Origin of the sequence: Bradyrhizobium sp. C-145 (assembly GCF_023375135.1) — a bacterium.
In the GTDB taxonomy this organism is placed as follows: domain Bacteria; phylum Pseudomonadota; class Alphaproteobacteria; order Rhizobiales; family Xanthobacteraceae; genus Bradyrhizobium; species Bradyrhizobium zhanjiangense.
Genome location: NZ_CP088150.1, coordinates 7,577,300 through 7,594,987, shown reverse-complemented (window position 1 = coordinate 7,594,987; position 17,688 = coordinate 7,577,300). Strand labels below are relative to the sequence as shown.

Genomic DNA, 17,688 nt, shown 5'->3' with positions numbered 1-17,688 from the left:
CGTGACGCGAAGCGTGGTCGACGATGTCCGCAGCTGTGCTGGAAATGAGCGCGAGACCAACCGCAGCCGAACGGCTTGCGGATTTCGCCCGCGTCACCACTGACGATGTCGACGAAGCAGCCGAGCAGATCGGACGCATCTTCTGTCCGCACGATCTCAAGCCGACGCGTGCGCGTGCCGCCGGCTTCTCCGCCCGGCACAATTGCGCGGCATTCGCAGGCTTTTCCATCAACTATGTCGCCTATGGCGGATCGGTCAGCATTGATCCCGGCTGCCTCGAACGCTTTTTCCTGGTCCAAGTCCCGCTCACGGGCACCGCCCGCATTCGTGCCGGCGCCTGCGAGCTCGATGCCGTGCCGGACCGGACGGCGTCACTGCTGTCGCCGACGATCCCGACGCGCATGACCTGGGCCGACTGCGCGCAAGCGATCCTGCTGCTCGATCGTCGCATGGTCGAGCAGCGCGTCGCGGCGCTGTCGGGCAGGGCGGCCGGCACGGTCGAGTTCGATCCTGTGATCGACCTGGACGCGCCGTCGGGGCGGGCGTTTCGGGCCAGCCTTGCAGAGCTGATGACGCTTGCCGAACGTCTCGGTCCCGCCGGCAGGCTGTCACCGGTCGCGATGGCCGATTGGCGCGAGGTTCTGCTGGATCACCTCCTGAATGGCCAGCGGCATGACCTGTCGGATGCGATCAGGACGTTTTCGGGCCGGGCCGAGCGTCTGCCGCGCGCGCTTCGCGCCGCGCGGGACCATCTTGCGGACAATGCCGGCGAACCGCTCGACCTCGCGCAGCTCGCCTGCGCCTCCGGCATCGGCATTCGCGCGCTCCAGCTCGGCTTCCGCCGTCACTTCGGCCTCTCGATCTCGCAGATGCTGCTCGACATGCGCCTTGCCGGCCTGAACGCCCGCCTCGCGCAGGCTTCACCCGATGCCTCCATCACCGAGATCGCTTTCGATCTCGGCTTCACCCACCTCGGCCGCATGGCGGGGGCCTACCGCGAAAAATTCGGCGAGACGCCCTCGGCGACGTTGCGGCGAAGGATGAGCTGAAGCGAGACGCCTATCTCCGCGGCCGCGTCGTGCCGTTGTCTTCGGCCGCCTGCCTGCGCAGAAAAGCCTCGACGTCAGCCTGCACGGAGTAGGGCGTCGGGATCGCATCGCCGGCGGAATCGACCGCGGTGTCGAGACAGCGGCGCAGCATGCGTGCGAGCTCCGCCTTGCGATAGGGCTTTCTCAGCAGCGGCGCGCCCATCGTGGCGCGTCCCTGCGTATGCAGCGAATCATAGGCATATCCGGATGTGAACAGCACCCGCAGGGACGGCCGCGCGGCCCCATTTGCTCGGCGAGCTCCCGTCCGTTCATGCCGCCGGCCATCACGATGTCGGTAAAGAGCAGGTCGAACGCGGAGCCTTCGGCCGAAACGGCCAGCGCTTCGGCCGCATTGGCGGCGGAGATGACCTTGTAGCCGAGGCTCTCGAGCTGGACGGTGACGTAGCGGCGGACGTCGCGGTCGTCCTCGACGCAAAGGACGGTTTCCTTACCCCCGACGATCTTGCGGTCGTCATAGCCAGTCGGGCGAAGCGCGCTCGTCTCCGCCTTCGGCAGGTAGATCGTGAAAACCGTGCCGCTTCCTTCTTCGGACGCGACCTTGATGCCGCCGCCGGACTGCTTGACGAAGCCGAACACCATGCTGAGCCCGAGTCCCGTACCCTTGCCGACCTCCTTGGTCGAGAAGAACGGATCGAAGATGCGCTCGAGGATGGCCTGCGGAATGCCGGTGCCGGTATCGGCAATCTCGATCTCGACATAGTCGCCGGCATAGCCGGCGCCGACCGCCACCGCTTCGCGGACGCCAAACACGACGTTGCGCGTCGTCAGCGTCAGCTTGCCGTCGTCCAGCATGGCATCGCGGGCGTTGATCGCGAGGTTGAGCAGCGCCGAGCTCAGTTGGCCGCGGTCGGCGTAGGCGAGCCAGACGTTGCCGCCAAGCCTGGTCACGATCTCGACCTTCTTGTCGAAGGTCGCCAGCAGCAGCTTTGCCAGCTCCTCGATGAGCTCGTTGACATCGATCTCGGCCGGCTGGAGCGCCTGCTTGCGGGCAAAGGAGAGCAGGCTCGACGTCAGCGCGGCGCCGCGGTCGGCGGCTTCGCTGATCAGCTTGGTGATGGTCGCAAGCGGCGGGTTGTCCTTGACGGCGTCCGCAAGGATCTCGATCGTGCCGGTGATCACGGTGAGCATGTTGTTGAATTCGTGCGCGATGCCGCCGGTGAGCTGGCCGACCGCCTCCATCTTCTGGGCCTGGATCAATTGCTCCTCGGCAGCGCGCTTATGGGTGATGTCCCTGACGAAGGTGTTGATGATGGAGCGCTCTCCTACCCGTAACACCGTGCTGGACGCCTCGGTCAGGATGCGGTCGCCGTTCCTGTGGATCAGGCTGACCTCGAAGCGCATGCCGCTTGGTGCGGCCGACAATTCCGGAACGAGTCGCGCCATGCGCTGCCTGAAGGCGGCGCGGAGCGGCTCGGCGACGATGAGATCGACGACATCGGCGCCAAGAGCCTCCTCGCGCGCCCATCCGGTCAGGGCCTCGGCCTGAAGGCTCCACTCCAGCACGACACCGCTGTCGTCGATCTGAATGAAGGCATCGAGTGCGGTCCTGATGACGGCTTGCGTCATATGCGCACTGTCGCTGCGTGCTTGCGACAGTGCGGCCGATTGCGCGGCGGCGCGTTTTGCCTCTGATGTCTCGATGGCCCGCGTGCAAAGCCGCGCGAGCAGCGCTGCAACGGCGGCGCTCACCAGCAGGGCAATGAGTTGGGCCGTGCCGAACCCTGCGCTGCCAGTCACGGCATAGGAGGCGAGAAGGGCCGCAGCGGTCACGATGACCTGGGCGGCCATCGCAAGTGTCAGAAGCCCCCTGAGTTTCATGGTCTCACACCAAAGACGCCAACCGCGGACCGCCCGGCCGCTCCGTCCGGCTTGATGTGAGCTACAGACTCCGCGTGGCTCCGTCGAGGGGCAATTTACGGTGGTAGCGGGCGGCGGGGCCCCCTCAGGAGAGGGAGTACCGTATCATCCCGCTGGCGGATCGGTCTGGCGCAGCGTCGTCACCCAGATCACGCGCGCCACCTGCTGGGTCGGGTTGTCGAACATGTGCGGCACGATGCTCGGAAAGCGAAAGCTGTCGCCGGCCTCCAGTACATGAGCCTGGTTGTCGAGCCACAGCCGCAGGCTGCCCGAGAGGATGTAGCCGGCCTTCTCGCCAGTGTGTTGCAGGAAGTCGGTGCCGGACGAGGCGCCGGGATTGAGCGTGAGCTCGTAGAGCTCGAGCTGGCCCTTGCCGTCAGGCGTGAGCGCTTCCTTGACCACGCCGCTGGCGGTGAGCCGCAGCAGCCGCCGGTTATTCTTGCGCACGATGTAGCGCTGCACGTCGGCGGGATCGCTGCTCTCGAAGAAATAGGAGATGGGAACGTCGAGCGCGATGCTGAGCAGGCGCAGCGTGCGGATCGACGGCATGGCACGCGCGCGTTCGAGCTGGCTGATCATGCCCGTGGAGAGGCCGGTCTTGTTGGCGACGTCCTGGATCGAGAGGCCGGCGCGCTGACGCAGCAGCCGCACGGTCTCGCCGAGGCGCTGGTCGACCGCATCGTCGGCCTCGATCGCCGGGGCGTCCTTCGGATCCTTCGTATCGCCGCGACCATCCATGTCGCTCTCCCATGCATCATCTCAGCCTCGGACCACTAGGCCCTGGCTTTAGTCGGAGTGAAAAGGTCGCGCATTCTAGCAATACGATTGACAGCTGTATTTAGTCGTGATGAAATTTTGGCTGAAAAATTTAGAAGCACTAAAGCCCACTCCTGTCCCTTCGCCGGGGTCTCGGGGCGCGGGGGACGGTGCCGCGTGCGACAACGGAGAGTGGCCATGGCAGACGGCACCGGCAAGTTCGGCGTTGGAGCAGTGCATCTCGGCATTCCGAATCGCCGTCAGTTCTTCCAGCTTGGGGCCGGCGTCGCGACAGGATGGACCCTTGCAGGCAACGCCTTCGCGCAGGTCGAACGCCCGACCAATCCGCCGGACAAGCCGCGCGGGCAGGTGATCGCAGCGCTGTCGCAGGAGCCGACCGTCTTTCATCCCTTGATGCCCGGCATCGAGGTCGATCAGGGCGTCTGGTGGCAGGTGTTCTCTCTGCTCTGGTTCATCGATCCCGCCGGCAATTTCGTTCCCGACCTCGCACGCGAAGTCCCGACCATCGAGAATGGCGGTCTGTCGGCCGACGGTCTGACCTGGAAGATCAAGCTGCGCAGCGACGTGAAGTGGCATGACGGCACGCCGTTCACGGCCGATGACGTCAAGTTCTCGCTCGAGCTGATCAACAATCCCGATTTTCGCGCCCGCAGCCGCGTCGGCCATAGCCTGGTCAAGGACATCAAGGTCGTCGCGCCCGATGAGATCCACTGGCGAATGGAAGCGCCTTATTCGCCCTACATGTCGATCCTGGGATCGCTGACCTTCATCGTGCCCAAGCACATCCTGGAGAAGGTCTCCGATCCGAACGCCTCACCATTCCACAATGCGCCTGTCGGCACCGGGCCGTTCCGCTGGGGCGAGCGCGTGCCCGGCGACCACATCCTGCTCAATGCCCACACCGGCTATCACGGCAAGGGACCGTACGTCGAACGCGTGGTCTTCAAATACATTCCTGATCTCACCGTTCTCTACACCCAGTTCCGCACCGGCCAGGTCGACTACACCGGCCTGCAGGGTATCTTGCCGAATTTCGTGCAGGAGGCGAAGACGCTGAAGGGGCGCAAGATCGTCGTCTCCTCGACGTCCTCTGTGGAGCACATCGCGCCCAATCTGGGTTTCAGTCCCTTTGCCGACCGCGCGGTGCGCGAGGCGCTCTATCTCGCCATCAACAAGCAAGCGATCATCGATGCGCTCAATTACGGATTGCCCAAGCAGACCGAGAGCTTCGTGCCGCAGCAGGCGTGGTCGTTCCAGCAGGGACTGCCGCAGCATAAATACGATCCGGCCAAGGCCAACGCGCTGCTCGATGCCGTTGGATGGGTTCGCGGCTCCGGAGGCATTCGCGAGAAGGGCGGCGTCAAGCTCGAATTCGCCAACTCCACGACGTCAGGCAACGCGGTGCGCGAGCAGACCCAGCAGCTTCTGATCCAGGACTGGCGTGCGATCGGCGCTGCGATGCGCGTCAACAACATGCCGGCGGCCGTGATCTGGGGCGACTTCTGGCAGCAGTCGAAGTTCAACTCGGTGATCGTGGGCGTGAATTTCATGTTGGGCAGCGACCCCGACGTGACGCCGCGCTTCGGCTCAGGCTCCATTCCCGCCAAAGGCGGCCGCGGCTACAACACCTATCAGTACCAGAGCGCGGAGGCCGACCGGCTGCTCGCCGAAGGCGCCAAGCAGTTCGATCTGTCACAGCGCAAGGCGACCTATGGCGAGCTGCAGAAGCTGATCCGTAACGATCTCGCCATCCTGCCGCTGTTTCAGGGGTTCATTGCCGAGGGCGTCAAGGAGGGGCTGCAAGGCTTCCGTCCCAACATCAACACCTCCATCAACTGCTGGAACATCCGCGAATGGTATTGGGCCTGATCTATCAGGTGTGCAGGGCAGCCTGAGATGGCCCGTTACGTCGTCAACCGCCTGGCCCAGGCGATCATGCTGCTGGTGATCGTCTCGGGAATCGGCTTTGCCATCCTACACCTGGCGCCCGGCGGACCGCTCTCGCAATTCGCGGCCTCCGCGCAGATGACACAGGAGGATCTCGACCGCGTCACCAAGCAGCTCGGGCTCGATCGCCCGCTGCCGATCCAGTATCTCGACTGGTTCGGTCGCATGGTGCGCGGCGATTGGGGCCGCTCCTATCGCGACGGCGAGGCGGTGCTGTCGGTGATCTCTTCGCATCTCGGCGCAACCCTCGAATTGATGGCGACGGCGACGATCATCGCCGTGCTGCTCGGCTGCTGGATCGGCGTGCTGGGTGCGCTGCGCCGCTATTCGCTGTTCGACACGCTCGCAACCGTCGGCGCCATGATCGCACTGTCGATCCCGACCTTCTGGTTCGGGCTCGTCACCATCTATGTCTTCTCGGTGAAGCTCGGCTGGCTGCCGGCCGGCAACCGCGAGACCGTCGGCGATGGCTCATTCCTCGACCTGCTGCATCACCTGATTGCGCCGGCGATGGTGCTGGCGCTGGTCGAGACCGCGATGTGGGGCCGCTTCATGCGTTCCTCCATGCTGGAAGTCATCAACCAGGATTACATCCGCACCGCCCGCGCCAAGGGCATGCCTGAGTGGCGCATCCTCACCGTGCACGCGCTGCGGAACGCGCTGCTGCCGATGATCACGGTCGCGGGCCTTCAGTTTCCGACGCTGCTCGGTGGCGCGCTGGTGGCCGAGACCGTCTTCACCTGGCCCGGCATGGGCCGGCTGTTCCTCGATTCCATCGGCTATCGTGACTATCCCGTGGTGATGGGCATCTTGATGTTCTCGGCGACCATGGTGCTGATCGGCTCGTTGCTCGCCGACATCTTCTACGCCGTCGTCGATCCGCGCATCCGGGTGGGCTAGGCGATGGCGACGGCGACCCTTTCCACAGTCCAGCCCGCCCCCGGCCAGGCCGCCTGGCGGCGCTTCCGCCGGCACCGCCTCGCACTCGCGGGTGCCGTGATCATTCTGGTGCTCGTGCTCGGCTCGGCGTTCGGTCCTTATCTGCTGCCGTTCGACGACACCTATATCGACATCATGAAGCGGTTCGCGCCGCCGCTGTCGGGTGCGCATATCCTCGGCACCGACGAGCTCGGCCGCGACGTGCTCGCGCGCTTGATGATGGGCGGCCGCGTCTCGCTCTCGATCGGCATCGTGGCGATGGTGATCGCGATGGCGGTCGGCATCGTCGTCGGCGCCTTCGCCGGTTTCTACGGCGGCGTGGCCGGCGCGGTGCTGATGCGGCTCGTCGACGCCGTGCTGTGCTTCCCGACCATCTTCCTGCTGCTTGCGCTGGCGGCGCTCACCGAGCCTGGTCTCATCACCACCACCGTGCTGATTGCGGCAACTGCATGGATGGCCGTTGCCCGCGTCGTCGAGGCGCAGGTGCGATCGCTGCGGGAGCGCGAGTTTGCGGTCGCCGCGCTCGCCTTCGGCTCCTCGAACCTGCGGATCATGTTCCGCGAGCTCGTGCCCAACGCGATCGCGCCGATCGTGGTCGCGGCGACGCTGAACGTCGCCAAGGCGATCCTGCTCGAATCCTATGTCAGCTATCTCGGCTACGGCATCCAGCCGCCGGCCGCGAGCTGGGGCAACATGCTCAACAACGCCCAGATCTATCTCACCAGCGCGCCCTGGCTCGCGATCGCGCCGGGCGTCGCCATCACGCTGGCGGTCACCAGCTTCAACTTCCTCGGTGACGGCCTGCGCGATGCGCTCGATCCGCGAATGAACATCCCATGACGAGCCGAGTTCCGTTCGAACTGAATTCCAGGAGTGCCCCATGTCCCCGCCGCTCAACCGTATAAACAGCGATGAACGCCTGCCGGCACAGGCGGATGTCGTCGTCATCGGCGGCGGCGTGATCGGCGTGTCTGCGGCCTATCATCTGGCGAAGAAGGGCCTTTCCGTCGCGCTGGTCGAGAAGGGGCATGTCGGCGGCGAACAGTCGAGCCGCAATTGGGGCTGGTGCCGCCAACAGGGCCGCGCGCGCGAGGAGATTCCGCTGGCACGTGAGGCGCTGCGGCTGTGGGAGGACATGCAGAACGACGCCGGCGTCGATGCCGGCTTCCGCCGCACCGGCGTGCTGTTCCTGACCAAGAGCAAGGACGAGCTTGCGAGCTGGGAACGTTGGGCCGCGGTCGCGCGCGAGCAGCAGGTCCACTCCACCATCCTGACGCCGGCCGAGATCGCCGAACGCATGCCTGGCAATGCCGACAAATGGGTCGGCGGCCTGCACACGCCGAGCGACGGCCGCGCCGAGCCGTCGATGGCCGTGCCCGCGCTTGCCACCGCCGCGCGAAAGCATGGCGTGACCATTCACCAGGGCTGCGCCGCGCGCGGGCTGGAGACGCAGGGTGGGTGCGTCAGTGCCGTCGTCACCGAGAAGGGCACCATCCGCACGCAAGCCGTGCTGCTGGCGGGCGGCGCGTGGTCGTCGCTGTTCTGCCGCCGCCACGGCATCGAGCTGCCGATCGGTCTCGTTAACGCCACGGCATGCCGGACCACCCCCGGACCGGAGATCACCTCGGGCGCGCTCGGCACCGATTTCTATTGCATCCGCCGCCGTCTCGACGGCGGCTTTACGCTGGCGCTGCGCAACCGCGGCACGGTCGAGCTGTCGCCCGACCTGTTCCGCTACGCCCGCACCTTCTGGCCGACCTATCAGCATCGCAAGAACGGGCTGAAATTGTCGTTCGGCAAGTCGTTCTTCGACCAGATCGTACGCGGCACCAGCTGGAGCTTTGATAATCCGTCGCCGTTCGAAGCCGATCGCGTGCGCGATCCGGCCCCCGACATGTCGCTGGTCAATGCGGCGCTGGCGTCGCTGATCCGTTCGAATCCGGAATTGAAGGACATCGAGATTGCGGAAGCCTGGGGCGGCACCATCGACTGCACGCCTGATACCATCCCCGTGATCTCGCCGGTTGATGCCTTGCCCGGCTTCTTCCTCGCCACCGGCTTCTCCGGTCACGGCTTCGGCATTGGTCCCGCGGCCGGCAAGCTCGCCGCCGATATCGTGACCGGCTCGACACCACTGGTCGACCCGGTGGCTTACAGCCACAAGCGCATGATCGACGGCCGGCGGCTCGCGCCGGTCAGCCCGTTTTGAGGCGGCATGACGGTTCTCTACAAGGCCAATATGGTTCGCGGCGCCGAGTGGGCGCGCTTCTTTGCGGAGCGCGCACCCGATCTGCCGTTTCGGCTCTGGCCCGACATCGGCAATCCCGCTGATATCAGCTATCTGGTGGCGTGGGTGCCGCCGGAGGATATCGCCACGACGTTCCCGAATCTCGAACTGGTCTTCTCGGTCGGCGCGGGTGTCGATCAATTCGACGCCACAAAGCTTCCCGCGCATATTCCTCTCGTCCGCATGCTGGAGCCCGGCATTGCCGAGACCATGGTCGAATACGTCACCATGGCGGTACTCGGCCTGCATCGTGATCTCCTCCACTTCATCGCCCAGCAGAGGGAGCAGGTCTGGCGCGAGATCCGGATCACGCCGGCGAAGCGGCGGCGTGTCGGCGTGATGGGGCTCGGCCAACTCGGCCAGGCCGTGCTCGATCGGCTCAAGGCGTTCGGCTTTCCGCTGCTCGGCTGGAATCGCTCGCCGCGCGAGATCGAGGGCGTGACCTGCTATGCGGGCGCGGGCTCGCTGCCGGACTTTCTGTCGCAAACTGACATCCTCGTCTGCCTGCTGCCGCTGACCGACGAGACCCGCTGTATCTTGAACGCGGACCTGTTCGCGCGCCTGCCGCGCGGTGCCTCTCTCGTCAATGTCGGCCGTGGCGCGCATCTCGTCGAAGCCGATTTCCTCGCCGCGCTCGACAGCGGCGCGCTCGCAGGCGCCGTTCTCGACGTCGCCGAGCCGGAGCCGCTGTCCGCGGGCCATCCGTTCTGGAGCCATCCGCGCATCCTGCTGACGCCGCACAATGCCAGCATGACCACGCCGGACACGGCCGTCGATTTCGTGCTCGACGTCATCGCACGCCACCGCCGCGGCGAAGATCTGCCGGGATTCGTTGACCGTAGCCGCGGTTATTGAGGTTGAGATGGTGATGGGAACATCGGCGCAGCCACGAGCTCAGTCCACCTCTCCCGCTTGCGGGAGAGGTCGGCGCGAAGCGCCGGGTGAGGGGTCTCTCCTCTTGAGGGTCCTTCATTGTGGAAGCACCCTCTCCCCAGCCCTCCCCCGCAAGCGGGGGAGGGAGCGCACCTTCCTTGCGGCACGATCCAGTCTCATCTCGCAAAGCTCCTGGTGCTTCGCATGAGCACCGGCGCAAACGCACCTGATCAACTCGTTGCCGAAGCGCAGGCGCCGGTGCTGTCGGTTGCCGGCCTCACCACGTCCTTCATGCTCGAGCGGCAGTGGATTCCCGTCGTCCGCAACGTGTCGTTCGACATCGCCCCCAAGGAAACCGTCGCGATCGTTGGCGAGTCCGGTTCGGGCAAGAGCGTCACCGCGCTCTCGATCATGCGGCTCATTCCGCAGGAGATTGGTCGCGTCGAGGGCCGCATCATGCTGGCCGGCCGCGATCTCCTCGCGCTGCCCGAAGCGGGCATGAAGGACATTCGCGGCAACGACGTCGCGATGATCTTCCAGGAGCCGATGACGAGCCTCAATCCGGTGCTCACCATCGGCTTCCAGATCGCCGAGGCCTTGATCCAGCATCGCGGCCTGTCGCGCGCGGCGGCGGAGGCCGAGACCATCCGCCTGCTCGATCGCGTCCGCATTCCCGCGGCGACATCGCGCTTCCACGAGCATCCGCATCGCTTCTCCGGCGGCATGCGTCAGCGCGTGATGATCGCGATGGCGCTGGCCTGCAAGCCGAAGCTTTTGATCGCGGACGAGCCGACCACCGCGCTCGACGTCACCATCCAGGCCCAGATCCTGGAACTGCTGAAGGAGCTTCAGCAGGAGGAGGGGATGTCGATCCTCTTCATCACCCACGACATGGGCGTGGTCGCCGAGATCGCTGATCGTACCGTGGTGATGTATGGCGGGCAGGCGGTCGAAACCGACGCGACGTCGCGCATCTTCGCCGCTCCGTCGCATCCCTACACCCGCGCACTGCTCGCCGCCGTGCCGCGCCTCGGCTCGATGGACGGACGTGAGCGGCCGATGCGTTTTCCCATCGTCGACAAGGTCACGGGCACCTCGGATCAGCCGATGGAGACGCCCGACACGGTCTCGACCGCCGAGCGTCCGTTGCTCGAAGTCGCCAATCTCACCACGCGCTTTCCGATCCGCTCGGGCCTGTTCGGAAAGGTCTCGGGCCGTGTCCACGCGGTCGAGAACATCTCCTTCACCCTGCGCGCCGGCGAGACGCTGGCGCTGGTCGGCGAATCCGGTTGCGGCAAGTCGACGACAGGCCGCTCGATTCTCAGGCTGCTCGAGCCGGACAGTGGCACCGTCCTGATCGACGGCCAGGACGTGCTCACCATGAACGGCCGAGCTTTACGCGATTTCCGCAAGCACATGCAGATCGTCTTCCAGGATCCGTTCGCGAGCCTCAATCCGCGCATGTCGGTGGGAACGGCGATCGCGGCTCCATTGCTCGCCAACGGGCTCGCGTCGGCGTCGCAGGCGCGCGACAAGGTCGCCGATCTGCTCGTGCGCGTCGGCTTGACTGCCGACATGGCCGCGCGCTTCCCGCATGAATTCTCCGGCGGCCAGCGCCAGCGCATCTGCATCGCGCGTGCGCTTGCGCTGGGGCCGAAGCTGATCGTCGCGGACGAGGCGGTCTCGGCGCTCGACGTCTCGGTCAAGGCGCAGGTCGTGAACCTGATGCTCGACCTTCAGGCCAGCATGGGCCTTGCCTATCTCTTCATTTCCCACGACATCGCGGTGGTCGAGCGCATGAGCCACCGCGTCGCGGTGATGTATCTCGGCGAGATCGTCGAGATCGGTCCGCGCGCGGCAGTGTTCGGCAATCCGCAGCATCCCTACACGAAGAAGCTGATGGCTGCCGTGCCGGTGCCCGATCCATCGCGCCGCGGCACCAGGCGCGAGGCTTCCAACGACGAGATCAGAAGCCCGGTGCGCGCGCCGGACTACCAGCCGCCTCGCCGGCAATATCGCGAATTGTCGCCTGGCCACGTCGTCCAGGTCTGGGGCGAGGAATGGTTGGCCTGATCGAGGGCACCTTTCAGCTCCTGCTCCTGCTGCCGAGTGCGCGACGATACAGGCTCCTGAAATCGTGACTGGATGGAGCGACAGGGAACTGCGGCATGTGAACCGTCTCATATTCCATCAGTTTCTTTTCGAGCTATTACTCCCGCAAGAAATTGCCACACCCGGAGCTAACTGACAGACACGGGTGAGATGCAATGCCTGCGAAGCCGGATGCTCGCAGCTTTGGATTGGCTCTCGTCTTGGTCACGAGCAAGCCAGTCCCAACACTCAGCACAGATCTTTTCAAAAATTGGAATCAGGGCATCGCGAAACGTGTTTACGCAGCTTCTGTTCGGGGTCGGCCGGTAGGCTGCTACTTACCAAGGAGCCCCCAATGAAGATCAGCAACGAAGTTTCCAGTGCATTTTCGCCGACAAGACACGCCGGCAATTATCGGATCGCCCGTTCGAGCCTTATCAAGGCGGCCCATCTTCTTGAAAGAATTGGGCTCGCAGCCGTTGGGGCCACTTGCGGCCTCTATGTGGGGGCGACCGTATTACGTCAGAAAGGCGGACTGTTTGAAAGCGGCTGGATCGTGCTGCTCATGATGATCTACGGAGCCGTTAGCTTCTATATTGGAATTGATTTGTCTCGTACGTTCGCTCGGAAGTCGATTTCGAGCACCCCGGAGCAATACAATGGGTCCGAGGCGATTGAGATCATGAGTGCGGCCGGGACGTTCAGCGCGGCGATCGCAGCAGCTCTGTCCGTCAGCATCCTTGTCCTTGATCAAAGCCTTCCCAATGGCCTGGTCGTCTTTGTTGCGGCCTGTTGGATCGTCGGTTCTTCGCTTCAAGTTGCGGCAGGAGCGATGGCGCGCAGCTACGAAGTGACCATGGACAGGGAGTGAAGACGACTGTCCTCGCGGAAAAAGCGCATGCCGGGCATCTTGGCGTGGGCAAAAGCCCGGGTGCCGGATTCGGCTTCAGATCTGAAGGAGTCATTGACGATCGCAACCTCTGTCGTTCGACGCTACGTGCAGACGATTTTTAGTAGCGCAGACGTTCGCATCGAACGACTTTCCTGCTTGGACGCGTATCGGTCCTGCGCAACCTAAGTTGTCGCGCAACAAACAAGAGTGCCATCATGGTGGCGTTGGGATATTGTCCCTGCGTGCCGTGGTCCAAAATTCTGCTAACCGCCAACCACACGATCGGTGGAGCCAATGCAGATTGCGGAGTGGCTCGAGAAGCTGGGGCTTGGGCAATACGCAGAGCGTTTTGTCCAAAATGGGATCGACATGGGTGTCCTTCCCGAACTGATGGATGACGATTTCGAGAAGCTCGGAGTGCTGCTCGGCCATCGCCGCAAAATGCTCCGTGCTATTGCCGACCTCGATCCAGCCGCGCTGATCGCATCGCCCGCTCCTCCTCAAGACGCCGAGCGGCGTCATCTCACCGTTATGTTTTGCGATCTGGTCGGTTCGACCGCGCTCTCGGCGCGGCTCGATCCCGAGGATATGTGGGAAGTGATCCGCGCCTACCGCGCCGCCTGCGCGAGCGTCATCGCTGCTTACGACGGCAGGATAGCCAGGTTCGTTGGTGACGGAATACTCGTCTATTTCGGCTATCCTCGCGCCCACGAGGATGATGCGGAGCGGGCAGTGCGAGCGGGCCTCGACATCATCTCTGCGGTCGGGCAACTCAAAACAGGCGCGGACGAAAGGGTCGAACTGCGGATCGCAATCGCGACCGGACTTGTGGTGGTCGGCGACCTCGTCAGCGGAGATGCGTCAGAGGAGCACGGAACGATCGGCGATACACCGAACCTCGCTGCGCGGCTCCAGAGCCTGGCGGAGCCGGGAGCGGTCGTCGTTGCCTCGTCGACGCGCCGGCTGCTGGGCGATCTCTTCGCGCTTCGCAATCTCGGCCGCCGCGAGGTCAAGGGGATAGCCGAACCCATTGCGGTCTGGGCGGTCGAGGGAACGACCGCATCGGAGAGTCGCTTCGAGGCGGTTCGTGCTGCGCGCTCGATCGGCTTTGTCGGCCGCAAGCAGGAGATCGAATTCGCGCTCTCACGCCAGCAACTGGCATGGCAAGGGCGAGGCCAGATGCTGTTGATTTCCGGCGAAGCGGGCATCGGCAAGTCGCGCATGGTCGCAACGCTGTCTGAAAGTCCCGCGTTGGGGGTGCACCGCCGGGTGCGATATCAGTGTTCGCCCTACCACACCAACAGTGCGCTTCATCCCTTTGTCGCGCAGCTCGAGCGCGCCGCCGGCATCCGCTCGGATGACACGCCCGGGCAAAAGCTCGACAAGCTCGAGGCTATGCTGGCGCTTGGAACGCAGCAGGTCGCCCGAGCGACACCGCTGATTGCGGCTCTCCTTTCGATTCCAACCGGCGACCATTGTCCGCCGCTTGGTTTGAGCCCGGCGCAGCAGCGGCGACAGACATTTGCCGCCCTGCTCGATCAGCTCGAGGGGCTGGCGCGAGAGCAGCCGCTGTTGATCATCTGCGAGGATATGCACTGGGCCGATGCCACGACACTTGAACTGCTCGATCTTGCGGTTGATCGGATCAGGGGACTGCCGATACTCGTGCTCACGACATCCCGGCCAGAGTTCGAGCCCTCATGGTCGGGCCTTGCCAACGTCAGTCTGTTGCGGCTCGACCGACTAGACCCGCAGGACACGCGTGCGCTGGTCGAGCAGGTAACCGTCGGCCGCCAGCTGCCACGGGAGATGATGAAGCAGATCATCGACAAGACGGATGGCGTCCCGCTATTTGTCGAGGAACTCACCAAGATGGTGCTGGAATCCGGATTGCTCGTCGAGGACGCCGGGCGTTATCGCCTCGATAGTCCGCTCCCGCCGCTCGCTATTCCCGCGACGCTGCAGGATTCGCTGATGGCGCGGCTCGACCGGCTGGCTCCAGTCAAGGAGGTGGCGCAAATCGGCGCCGCGATCGGCCGCGACTTTTCATATGCGCTGCTGAGATATGTGGCAGGACGCGATGATCTGACGCTGACCGCCGCGCTAGCGCAGCTCGAAGAGGCGGAACTGCTGGTGCGTCACGGGGCTCCGCCCGAAGCAAACTACAGCTTCAGGCACGCTCTCGTTCAGGAAGCAGCCTATGAGGGCCTGCTCAGGAGCAAACGGCAGCTGCTTCACAAGCGCATCGGTGATGTCCTGCGCGAGAAGTTTCCGATCGTGGCCGAGACTGAGCCGGAAGTTCTGGCGCATCACTTCACCGAGGCGGGGCTGAGCGAGGTCGCGCTCGAATGGTGGCACAAGGCGGGCCAGCAGGCGCTAAAACGCTCGGCCTATTCCGAGGCGATCGCGCATCTCGGCAAGGCGGTTGCGACGGCGGATCAACTGCCCGATGAGCCCCGCCGGGTGATGAGCAGGCTGCATCTTCAAATCGCATATGGCCGTGCATTGCGGGGCAGCCTCGGGCACAGCGCTCCCGAAACGGTCGCCGCATGGACGCGCGCCCGACAGTTCGCCGCCGACATCAATGATCCCGTTGAACTTGCGCCGATCCATTCGGGCCTCTTCAATGCTTGCCTGACACACGGCGAGCTCGCTCCGATGCGCGAGCTGGCGGATGCCATCATGAGCGCCGCTGAACGACGGCCGAACTCACCGGTGGCCGCCATCGTTGCCCATTGGACGGGCGGGGTTACCTGCTGGTTCGGCGGTGATTACTTGAATGCGCGGGGGCATCTCGAGCAAGCACTGGATATCTATGGTGCCGAGCCGGATCCGGCGATGTTCAGGGCTTCGGCGCTGGATCTTCCGTTCGTGATCGAGAGGTTTCTTGCCTTGGTACTCTGGCCGCTGGGCAGCATCGGCCGCGCACGCCAACTCGCCGCCGAAGCGGTGCGCGCTTCCGGAGAACAACGGGCGCTTTCCCAGGCCAATGCGCTTGTTCATCGCGCTGTGTTCGACGGACTGTGCGGGGGCTTGTTGCAGCAAACAGAGACGATCCTGGCGCTCGGTCTCGCGCGCGACCACACGATGCCGCTCTATGTGGCCGCCGGCACCTACCTGAATGGCCTCGCCAAGTGGCGTGCTGGCGAGCGAATGGCCGGATTGGCAGAAATGCGCCGCGGCTGGACCTTGCTGCACGAGAATGACTGTTACCTCTGTGAACCGTTTTGGGGAATGCACGTCGCCATGGCGGACGCAGAGGTGGGCCAAGTCGAAACCGGGCTCGAAATCTTGAGTGAGCTGATTGCGTGGGCGGAACAGTCCGGTCAGCGTTGGCTCGATGCCGAGCTGCACCGCGTCCACGGCGAGCTTTTGTTGCGCCGTGACCCTCCCGACGATTCCGGTGCCGAGAATGCCCTCAGGCGAGCGCTGGACATCGCACGAAGCCAGCAGACGAAGACTTTCGAGCTGCGCAGCGCCCTTGGACTTGCGCGCCTGCACAAGACGCATGGTCGAGCGTGCGCGGCATCCGAACTGCTCGTTCCCGTCCTCGCCGAATTCGATGTGGAGCGAAATCTTCCCGAAATCACAGAAGCGAAAGAGCTGCTCAAGCAAGAGCATTAGAGCACGTGCCGTTACCCCGGCTGGCGCCTTGGGGGCCAGGCAATGATGGTCATGAATTGACGTGCACGAAATCCCGCAGCAGCGGATAAATCTCGTTGTTCCAGCGCTTGCCCGAGAACACGCCGTAATGGCCGACGCCGGCCTGCATGTGATGGACGCGGCGATAGGCGCGTACGCCGGTGCAGAGGTCCTGTGCGGCGAGGGTCTGGCCGATCGAGCAGATGTCGTCCTTCTCGCCCTCGACCGTCATCAGTCCCATGCGGCTGACGGCTTTGGTGTTCACCGGGCGCCCGCGATGCATCAGTCTGCCCTGCGGCAACAGGTGCTCCTGGAACACGTCGCGCACGGTCTCGATGTAGAACTCCGCCGGCAGGTCCATCACCGCGAAATATTCATCGTAGAAGGTTTTGATGCTGGCGGCCTTGTCCTTCTCGCCCTTGGCGATGTGGTTGGCGAGGTCGAGATGCTGCTTGATGTGGCGCTCGAGATTCATCGAGACGAAGGCGGTGAGCTGCACGAAGCCGGGATAGACTTTGCGCAAGGCGCCGCGGCACTGCATCGGCACGTAGTTGATCAGGTTGCGCTCGAACCACTCGATCGGCTTGCTCTTGGCGAAGTCGTTGACCTTGGTCGGCTGGATGCGGGTGTCGATCGGCCCGGCCATCAGCGTCAGCGTCGCCGGCCGCGAGGGGTGGTTGTCCTCGCACATGATCGCGGCGGCCGCGAGCGCGGAGACCGACGGCTGGCAGATCGCCACCATGTGCGGGCGCGGGCCGAGCTGTCCGAGGAAATCGATGAGATGCTCGGTGTAGTCGTCGAGCCCGAAGCGGCCCTCGCTGCGGGGAATGTCCCGCGGATTGTGCCAGTCGGTGATGTAGACGTCGTGGTCCTGGAGCAGCGTCTTCACGGTGCCGCGCAACAGCGTGGCGAAATGGCCCGACATCGGCGCCACCAGCAGCATGCGCGGCTGCTCGCCCACGCCGTCCTTGCGAAAGTGCAGCAGCGAGCCAAACGGCGTCGCGTAGGCGATCTCCTCGGTGACGGCGATTTCGCGATTGCCCACCATCACGCTGTCGATGCCGTAGGCGGGACGATCATAGGTGAGGGTGGAGCGCGAGATCAGCTCAAGCGCTGCCGAGAGCCGGCCGACCACCTGATGCGAGACGCCCTGCGGTACCAGGTTGAGGAATTTGAGCGCGGACGAGGCCCCCGCCCGCCATGGCGCGGTCAGGTCCATATGGTTCTGGAAGGCCTGATAATACATCGACATCATACTGAAACGCCCACCTGTC

Annotated in this window: 11 protein-coding genes and 1 pseudogene; 9 read left to right on the top strand and 3 right to left on the bottom strand. The window is 64.5% G+C overall.

All coding sequences use genetic code 11. The features are described from left to right. Positions 1 to 23 precede the first annotated feature (23 nt). The gene (locus tag LRP30_RS35700; protein WP_206732713.1) at positions 24 to 1,049 is read left to right on the top strand and encodes an AraC family transcriptional regulator; all 1,026 of its coding nucleotides are present in this window, start codon (positions 24 to 26) and stop codon (positions 1,047 to 1,049) included. A gap of 10 nt (positions 1,050 to 1,059) precedes the next feature. On the opposite strand, the pseudogene LRP30_RS35695 reads toward LRP30_RS35700, so the two are convergent. Both LRP30_RS35695 and LRP30_RS35690 read right to left on the bottom strand, forming a co-directional pair. Continuing rightward, positions 1,060 to 2,927, bottom strand: a pseudogene (locus LRP30_RS35695) (ATP-binding protein). Positions 2,928 to 3,071: 144 nt separating this feature from the next. Continuing rightward, positions 3,072 to 3,704: a cupin domain-containing protein gene (locus tag LRP30_RS35690; protein WP_128937846.1), complete on the bottom strand. Its 633-nt coding sequence runs from the start codon at positions 3,702 to 3,704 to the stop codon at positions 3,072 to 3,074. 216 nt (positions 3,705 to 3,920) lie between these two features. Here LRP30_RS35690 and LRP30_RS35685 point away from each other — a divergent pair, with 216 nt between their 5' ends. The 8 genes from LRP30_RS35685 (at position 3,921) to LRP30_RS35650 (ending at position 16,396) form a co-directional block, all read left to right on the top strand. Further along, on the top strand, positions 3,921 to 5,612 hold the full coding sequence (locus LRP30_RS35685) for a peptide ABC transporter substrate-binding protein (RefSeq protein WP_249757848.1): 1,692 nt from the start codon (positions 3,921 to 3,923) through the stop codon (positions 5,610 to 5,612). 27 nt (positions 5,613 to 5,639) lie between these two features. Further along, positions 5,640 to 6,590, top strand: a complete 951-nt coding sequence (locus LRP30_RS35680) for an ABC transporter permease (protein WP_249757847.1) — start codon at positions 5,640 to 5,642, stop codon at positions 6,588 to 6,590. 3 nt (positions 6,591 to 6,593) lie between these two features. After that, positions 6,594 to 7,469 (top strand): ABC transporter permease, encoded by an 876-nt coding sequence (locus LRP30_RS35675; protein WP_249757846.1) that lies wholly within the window; start codon positions 6,594 to 6,596, stop codon positions 7,467 to 7,469. Between the two features lie 40 nt (positions 7,470 to 7,509). Beyond that, on the top strand, positions 7,510 to 8,838 hold the full coding sequence (locus LRP30_RS35670; RefSeq protein WP_249757845.1) for an FAD-binding oxidoreductase: 1,329 nt from the start codon (positions 7,510 to 7,512) through the stop codon (positions 8,836 to 8,838). A 6-nt stretch (positions 8,839 to 8,844) separates the two neighbouring features. Beyond that, the gene (locus LRP30_RS35665) at positions 8,845 to 9,771 is read left to right on the top strand and encodes a glyoxylate/hydroxypyruvate reductase A (RefSeq protein ID WP_249757844.1); all 927 of its coding nucleotides are present in this window, start codon (positions 8,845 to 8,847) and stop codon (positions 9,769 to 9,771) included. A gap of 222 nt (positions 9,772 to 9,993) precedes the next feature. Beyond that, positions 9,994 to 11,862, top strand: coding sequence for an ABC transporter ATP-binding protein (locus LRP30_RS35660; RefSeq protein ID WP_249757843.1), 1,869 nt, complete (start codon positions 9,994 to 9,996; stop codon positions 11,860 to 11,862). Positions 11,863 to 12,235: 373 nt separating this feature from the next. Continuing rightward, the gene (locus LRP30_RS35655) at positions 12,236 to 12,751 is read left to right on the top strand and encodes a hypothetical protein (protein ID WP_249757842.1); all 516 of its coding nucleotides are present in this window, start codon (positions 12,236 to 12,238) and stop codon (positions 12,749 to 12,751) included. Between the two features lie 315 nt (positions 12,752 to 13,066). Then, positions 13,067 to 16,396, top strand: a complete 3,330-nt coding sequence (locus LRP30_RS35650; RefSeq protein ID WP_249757841.1) for an adenylate/guanylate cyclase domain-containing protein — start codon at positions 13,067 to 13,069, stop codon at positions 16,394 to 16,396. 49 nt (positions 16,397 to 16,445) lie between these two features. On the opposite strand, the gene phaZ is transcribed toward LRP30_RS35650, so the two are convergent. Then, entirely contained in the window at positions 16,446 to 17,669 is a 1,224-nt protein-coding gene (gene phaZ / locus LRP30_RS35645; RefSeq protein ID WP_249757840.1) for a polyhydroxyalkanoate depolymerase, read from the bottom strand. Positions 17,670 to 17,688: the final 19 nt, after the last annotated feature.